Consider the following 7,276-nt stretch of genomic DNA (forward strand, 5'->3'; position numbering starts at 1 on the left):
CGTCCTCCTAGGAAAAACGAGTGTATGTGTATAGTGGACATTATATCGAATCTTGAAGCTAGCAGCAATAGGTATGTTCCCCTTTTCGCGAAAAGAAAAAACCGGCACCTTGTACAGATACCGGTTGATTCGAATAAGATTATTCACCTTTATAGTTGTAATCATCAGCGCCGCCCTCAAAGAATTCAAACTCGAACTTTCCGATGCGGATAATGCTTCCGTCCTTGGCTCCTCGCTTACGCAGTTCAGCATCAATACCGACTCCCCGCAAGATTCTCCCGAAGCGAACAACAGCCTCATAAGAATTGAATTGGGTCCGTCTCATCAACCGCTCGATATCTTCACTCTCCACAACAAAGATTTCATTATCCTTTGTTATTTTGAACTCTGTATTACCCGTGGATTCATAACGATAGACGACACCTTCTTCGGCATCTGCCAATTCCTTGCTCTCTTCTACCTCCAGAGGATCCGGCAACGACTCGAGCAGATCATATACCCGGTATAGAAGCTCTTGAATGCCCTTCTTAGTCAAGGAGGAGATCGGCATAATCGCGATTTCCGGATTCACCTTGCTCACCTGCTCGCTAAATGCAGTAAGGTTCTCTTCCGAATCCGGCATGTCCATCTTATTCGCAGCGACAATCTGCGGACGATCCGCCAGCTTGGCATTGTAGAGTTTTAGCTCTTCGTTGATTTTGACCCAATCCTCGAAAGGATCACGGCCTTCTATTCCGGACATATCCACGACATGAACGATTATACGGGTGCGTTCCACATGCCGCAGGAATTCATGTCCGAGTCCAACTCCCGTATGCGCTCCTTCAATGAGCCCAGGTAAATCGGCCATAACGAAGCTGCGCTCATCTCCTAGATCAACCACACCTAAATTAGGGGTTATTGTAGTGAAGTGATAAGCTCCGATCTTAGGCTGTGCTCCCGATACAACGGAGAGTAGGGTTGATTTGCCAACGCTCGGAAAACCGACCAAGCCCACATCAGCCATAACCTTAAGCTCGAGCGTTACCCAACGCTCCTGTCCTTCTTCACCATTCTCAGCAATAGCGGGAGCTGTGTTAACTGCACTCTTGAAGCGCGTATTTCCCCTGCCTCCGCGGCCCCCTTTGGCTATGACCACTTGCTGATCGTGACGGGTCAAATCCGCAATCGTTTCACCTGTATCGTCATCGATGACAGTTGTTCCCGGCGGTACCCGAACGATCATATGATCCGCATTGGCTCCATGCTGGGATTTGTTACGGCCTTTCTCACCTTTTGCAGCTTTGAAGTGCTTCTGGTAACGGAAGTCCATCAACGTCCGCAAGCCTTCATCCACTCGAAAAATAAGGTTGCCGCCATTCCCTCCGTCGCCGCCCGCCGGTCCGCCTTCTGGAACATATAATTCCCTACGGAAGGAAACGAGTCCATCTCCACCGTCTCCGCCTTTAACATAAATCTTCGCTTTATCCACAAACATGTAAGTTCACTCCGTTATGCCGGCAGAGGAAAATGGACAACCATCGTCCGTGTATTCTGTGTTTTCTCTGCCTGCTCGTCTCCCGTATCCAATTGCCCTAAATCCTGCACACATTGCTCTAATTCCGACCTTACGCTATCTGCTGCTGCAAGCTCACCTTCATAAATCATCGTAAGCTTCAGTCCAGCATCAGATTGATGCATGAATAGCTTGAGGACATTTTCGCCACCCATAGGATTCGCTGCACGGTAACGAATTATATTCACCAATCCAATTACAATTTTTGAAAGCTTTTCTGCCGGGTAAGGCAGACGATCCAATTGCAAGCCATCCTGTACTTCCACTTCTAAGCGCATCGTGTCGCAAACCGTGCGGAACGACATCAAGAAAGTAGTAAGCTCAGGTATTCCAATCTGCGATAGTTTACTATCATGATCCATCCGTACTCTTATTCTGTCCACAACATCGACTGCTTTATCGAGTTTATGAAGCCTTAGATAACCATACAATATTTGCAGCTCGTTCATCCAATCATGTCGATGATGGCTAAGGGTACGAATAGAGGACAATTGCGCATGACTCACCAAACGATCGCAATGCTCCCGATGTTTACGTTTCTCCATAGTTAACAAAGCTATTCCTACCGCAAACGTCCATGTGACGAATAGGATAAGCGGCCACCAGGATCGGTGCCAGACAAACACACCCATAGTAGGAATGGCGAGCGATACCAACGCTGCAAGTCCCCACAGTGTCAATCCTCTTAACATCATGTGACTTCCCCGTTTCGTTCTTCCTATCCTTCCAAAGCTAGGTAACTTCATCCATTACATAGTATAACATGGAGGGGTTCTCATAACCACGCATAACCCCATATGTACTTTCTATAAAATGGTTCTTTTCGTAGTCATGCAAAAACCCCGGCCAACTTCCATTGACCGGGGTTCTAGATGCCGTATTAAACTTCGAGTGCAGCCGCTACTGGCGCTTGCTCAACGGGATAGACGCTTACTTTCTTGCGATCGCGTCCCCAACGTTCAAATTTGACTACGCCTTGCACTAGTGCAAATAGCGTATCATCTTTGCCGATGCCTACATTCGTGCCCGGATGGATCTTAGTACCGCGTTGGCGGAACAAGATGCTGCCAGCAGTAACAACTTGACCGTCCGCTCTCTTAGCGCCAAGGCGCTGAGAGTGGCTATCACGTCCGTTCCTTGTCGATCCAACCCCTTTTTTCGAGGCGAATAACTGGAGATTCAGCTTCAACATGGTTTCAACCTCCTTTTTCCACAAAGGTTTCCTTTATTTTCACGAACTTACCGTAAGATTCCACAATTGAGTCGAGAGAAACGACCATCCCTTCCAGCAGAAGCTGGACCTGAGCATTTCGCACTGTATCCTCGCTACTTGGAGTTTCTACTCTTAGCAGCCCGGATTTCTCTTCAACTTCAGCAACCGGAACTAATCCCGTCAGCCTTTCAATCGCGTTTACCGTTCCTTGGGTTACCGCCGAAACGCCCGCACAGACAATGTCCATGCCAGGATCATTATAATAAGCATGTCCCAAGACGCTATACCGTATAATAACCTTCTCAACGTCGCGCACGATCGTAATCTTGATCATCTCGGCTACCTCTTAAGCCTTAATGCTCTCGATTGTCACTTTCGTGTACGGTTGACGATGGCCTTGTTTGCGTTTGTAGTTTTTCTTTGCTTTGTACTTGAAGACGATAATTTTCTCGCCTTTGACGTGTTTCTCGACTTTGCCCGTTACGGACGCGCCGGACACCATCGGGGATCCTGTAGTCAAACCGTCTTTGCTGGATACGGCCAACACACGATCAAACGTGATGCTGTCGCCTTCGTTAGCAGAAAGCTTCTCAATGAAAAGAACATCTCCTGCTTGAACTTTGTACTGTTTACCGCCAGTTTCAATAATCGCGTACATCTGGTGCACCTCCTCATGTCTAAGACTCGCCTCATAGGGTGTCGGTTGTCGTAACTCTAAAGCAGCTAGGACAGCGCCGATCTTATCGACCCGGTGGAGTGCGGTTGTAGCCTGCAAAATCTTCAGATTGCACGCACTTAAAGATTTTAGCATAAAACACCGCTTGTTACAATGAATATTTTTTATATTAATATTTCAACGATATTTTACCTTGCCCTTTGCACGTTGGACATGCTTCCAGAAAATAACTAGAGACGCTCTGACGGGCCTTCTTGCGAGTAATTTCAAGCAGACCAAGACGTGTCCAGCCAATCACCTGGCATTTCGTTCGGTCCTTCCTCACCGTTGCTTCAAGCTTTTGCACAACTTGCTGACGATGCTCTTCAGTCTCCATATCAATGAAGTCTACAATGATGATTCCACCAACATCCCTGAGCCGAAGCAATCGGGCGATTTCCTCTGCAGCCTCCAAGTTCGTAAGAAACACTGTCTCCTCTAAGTCAGTCGTCCCTATAAACTTGCCCGTATTAACATCAATGACCGTTAAGGCTTCCGTCTGATCCCAGACTAGATCCCCGCCGCTTTCCAGTCTAATGCGCGATTGGAACGCTCTGTCTAGCTGCTCTTTAATACCGAACTTATCGAACATAGGCTGATTATCGCGATACAAAGAAGCTTTCTCCTCCAGAAAAGGGGAGGTTTGCCGCAAATACGCCTTTACTTCCAGCAGGCAGTTATCCTCATCGATAATAAGCTGCTCTGTATCCGGAGAAACTACATCCCGGATTATTCGATAAACAAGACGGAAATCACGATGCAGCTCCTTCGGGGCGATCGTCCCAGCGCTGCGCTCAAGAACGTTATGCCATAATGTGCGCAGTGCGGACAAGTCTTCCTCTAATGCTTCCATGCTTTCGCCTTCCGCATTCGTTCGCATGATGACTCCTTCGTCTTCTAACCGAATATCCTCAGCTAACATTTTCAATCGAATGCGCTCTGTATCCAGCTCAATCTTCTTGGATATTCCGATATAATCCGCATTCGGCATATAGACAAGCCATCTGCCTGGAATGGAGAAGTGAGTGGTTACCCTAGCTCCCTTGCCCCCAAGCGGCTCCTTCATTATCTGTACAAGCAGTTCATCTCCCGGCTTCAATAACTCGGCAATGGGGGGCTTTTCCTTAGGCTGCTTGTCCAGATGCGGGTGAAGGACATCATCCACATATAGAAAAGCATTCTTAGGCAAGCCAATATCTACGAATGCCGCCTGCATGCCAGGCAACACATTCACGACACGGCCCTTGTAAAGGTTGCCGATCAGCGACGTTCCTTCCACCTGCTCAACGCTGAACTCTGTCAGCCTTCCGTCTTCAAGCAGTGCTGATTGGGTTACATTGGGCGCGCAATGGATAAACAGTTGCTTCATGTAAACCTCCCGCAGAATGCGTTTCCTCCATTTTACATGAAAAACCGCAAATCCGCATTCCCCGACGTTAATCGGCTCAGAAATCCATCAATAATTGCTTTCTCAGGTACAACCTTCGAGATTTTCCCCCGTTTCATTACATAGATTAGATGATACTGCTCTTTCATGAAGAGCCTAATGATCTGAGAAAGCGCTTGGTTTTCCGCTATCACGATGGGGCGCGACAGTGTGCCATCGTGCATACGATGCTCTGATCTTTCACTGCGGTGAACTAAGAAGCGTAAAAAAAGAAAGGGCACGTTTCGGAGATACGTCCAGTTCGAGGCGGTCAAAAAGATTCCGACAGCTAATAAATTAAGATGCAGCAACCCGCCATTCCACAGGGGGTAGAGGGATACAAAAACGACGAGAACACTAAATACAAGGCTGATTTTGGCGCTCCATATCAATGTCCGGTGAAAGGGAAGCTGAAGACTTATCCAAGCTTGAAGCATCCGTCCTCCATCTAAAGGCAAAACCGGCAATAAATTAAAAAGGCCGATAAGCACGTTAGCACGCACAAAATCGTCCGACCATCCCGTATCAATCCAACCGATTTGTCCTAGTCCATAGGCGATCGCTGCAAGAATGGCATTTTGAACAGGTCCAGCTATGGCGACCCACATTTCCTCTCTTACGGGCAGCGCCCCAGCCCCCTCCACTTCTACAACTCCGCCGAAAGGAAGCAGCTTTACTTCCTTTACCGTCCAGCCGAAGCGAAGCGCAGCTACAACATGTCCAAGCTCGTGCCATAAAACAATCGCAAACAAGGTAATGATCTCCACGAATCGGCCTGTAGCAATAGAAGCAATCATGACAAGGACAAATAAAGGATGCAGCCTGAAGATAATCCCACGCCATTTAATCAAAGGTAACCACTTCCGCCGGATCTAGTGTTTTCCCGTTTTCCTGCACTGCAAAATATAAAACTCCTTCTCTGTCTCCGAATGCTTCGAGCTGCCCTAATATTTGTCCTGTTTCGACCCAATCATTCGTTTTCACTACCGCATTGCCCAAGCTGCCATAAACCGTCAGAATGCGATTGGGATGCTGTACCAAAATCGTTATCCCGCCATCCTGATCTTGCGTCACCTGCTGTACACGCCCTGTAAATATGGAGACAACGTTACTCCCGCCTTGCGCGGCTACTTTAACACCTGCACCGCTCTGAGCAAAGCTTTGAATAACCCTACCCACAACGGGAACTTTAGTTTCTTGTGGAGTGATTCGAGCGGTTACCGCCTCTGTATCTGACTTGTCTTGATTAAAAGGGAAGAAGGTGGGCGAACCGCCAAAGGTCTCTCCATACCAAGCCTCAATAGCTTCAAAGTCCATGTCGCGGGTCACTGATGACACCATCCATTTGTGCGCTTCATCGCTGCCTGGCAATTGCAACCTAAACCAACCCCAAACTGCCGAGAACAACAAGGCGGCACAAACCATTCGCCAAGTAAACCCACGCATAAATTTATTGAAATCAAACATACGTGTTGTGTGAGCTTGCGGGACTTCGGAGGTTGATGGTATTCCCTTAAGCCCCTGCCAGTTCCCATGGCTTTCCTTCGCACGCTTCTCACGTTCCTTCCACCAAAGCTCGGGGTCTGGATCCTGGGATATTGAAACAAGGGACGATGGAGGTTGGTGCCGCGTCGCCTTGGCGACTCCGAAGGGTTGAGCCTTCTGACCCTCAACTTCCTTCAACTCTATGACATCAGCAAAGTCAGGTTCCGACCTGATGACTTCCGCTGTTCTACGTCCTGTATTCGGTAATCCCTGTGTGCTGCCAATTGTAGATACTCCCGCAGAGATATGGTGGGACTTGGCTATATCCTCTCTTGATTGTTCCTCCATAATCTGCTGAATCCGTTCCCTTCTGCGCTCACGAACATTTTCACGTGTTTGCATCGCAACCCCCCCTGTCCACATTTCTCTTATTAACTTATGGCAGACATGAAGTGATTAGACCTCAAGGCAGCAGCGTCAGAGGATTTGGGCAGGCTTTTAGCTAATGATAGTCGCTTTTTGCGACAATGAACGGAGGTTTACTGGTCTTTGGCTCTCCATAGTCACTTTTTGCGACAATGAACGGTGGTTTGCTGGTCTTTGGCTCTCCATAGTCGCTTTTTACGACAATGAACGGAGGTTTACTGGTCTTCGGCTCTCCATAGTCGCTTTCTGCAACAATGAACGGTGGTTTGCTGGTCTTCGGCTCTCCATAGTCGCTTTTTGCGACAATGAACGGTGGTTTGCTGGTCTTTGGCTCTCCATAGTCGCTTTTTGCGACAATGAACGGTGGTTTGCTGGTCTTTGGCTCTCCATAGTCGCTTTTTGCGACAATGAACGGTGGTTTGCTGGTCTTTGGCTCTCCATAGTCGCTTTTTGCGA

General features: G+C 48.0%; 9 protein-coding genes and 1 other annotated feature. All 9 genes read right to left on the bottom strand.

The genetic code is table 11. From position 1 onward, the window contains the following. Positions 1–139 precede the first annotated feature (139 nt). On the bottom strand, positions 140–1,477 hold the full coding sequence (gene obgE / locus ACESLK_RS07350) for a GTPase ObgE (protein WP_373228525.1): 1,338 nt from the start codon (positions 1,475–1,477) through the stop codon (positions 140–142). A gap of 14 nt (positions 1,478–1,491) precedes the next feature. After that, the gene (locus ACESLK_RS07355; RefSeq protein WP_373228527.1) at positions 1,492–2,247 is read right to left on the bottom strand and encodes a Spo0B domain-containing protein; all 756 of its coding nucleotides are present in this window, start codon (positions 2,245–2,247) and stop codon (positions 1,492–1,494) included. Between the two features lie 188 nt (positions 2,248–2,435). Next, positions 2,436–2,747 (bottom strand): 50S ribosomal protein L27, encoded by a 312-nt coding sequence (rpmA, locus tag ACESLK_RS07360; RefSeq protein ID WP_373228529.1) that lies wholly within the window; start codon positions 2,745–2,747, stop codon positions 2,436–2,438. Positions 2,748–2,751: 4 nt separating this feature from the next. Beyond that, positions 2,752–3,102, bottom strand: coding sequence for a ribosomal-processing cysteine protease Prp (locus tag ACESLK_RS07365; protein WP_373228531.1), 351 nt, complete (start codon positions 3,100–3,102; stop codon positions 2,752–2,754). A gap of 12 nt (positions 3,103–3,114) precedes the next feature. Continuing rightward, positions 3,115–3,426: a 50S ribosomal protein L21 gene (gene rplU, locus ACESLK_RS07370; protein WP_373228533.1), complete on the bottom strand. Its 312-nt coding sequence runs from the start codon at positions 3,424–3,426 to the stop codon at positions 3,115–3,117. Positions 3,427–3,438: 12 nt separating this feature from the next. Further along, positions 3,439–3,542, bottom strand: a sequence feature (ribosomal protein L21 leader region). Positions 3,543–3,613: 71 nt separating this feature from the next. Then, a complete protein-coding gene (locus ACESLK_RS07375) occupies positions 3,614–4,852 on the bottom strand; it encodes an Rne/Rng family ribonuclease (RefSeq protein ID WP_373228535.1) in 1,239 nt (412 codons plus the stop codon). A 32-nt stretch (positions 4,853–4,884) separates the two neighbouring features. Continuing rightward, positions 4,885–5,760 (bottom strand): M50 family metallopeptidase, encoded by an 876-nt coding sequence (locus ACESLK_RS07380; RefSeq protein ID WP_373228537.1) that lies wholly within the window; start codon positions 5,758–5,760, stop codon positions 4,885–4,887. Continuing rightward, the gene (locus ACESLK_RS07385; RefSeq protein ID WP_373228539.1) at positions 5,753–6,796 is read right to left on the bottom strand and encodes a peptidoglycan DD-metalloendopeptidase family protein; all 1,044 of its coding nucleotides are present in this window, start codon (positions 6,794–6,796) and stop codon (positions 5,753–5,755) included. Before ACESLK_RS07385 ends, ACESLK_RS07380 begins: the two co-directional genes overlap by 8 nt. A 100-nt stretch (positions 6,797–6,896) precedes the next feature. Continuing rightward, positions 6,897–7,276: hypothetical protein (locus ACESLK_RS07390; RefSeq protein WP_373228541.1), on the bottom strand; the 380-nt coding region annotated here is incomplete at its 5' end.

This window comes from Cohnella sp. (assembly GCF_041640265.1).
In the GTDB taxonomy this organism is placed as follows: domain Bacteria; phylum Bacillota; class Bacilli; order Paenibacillales; family Paenibacillaceae; genus Cohnella.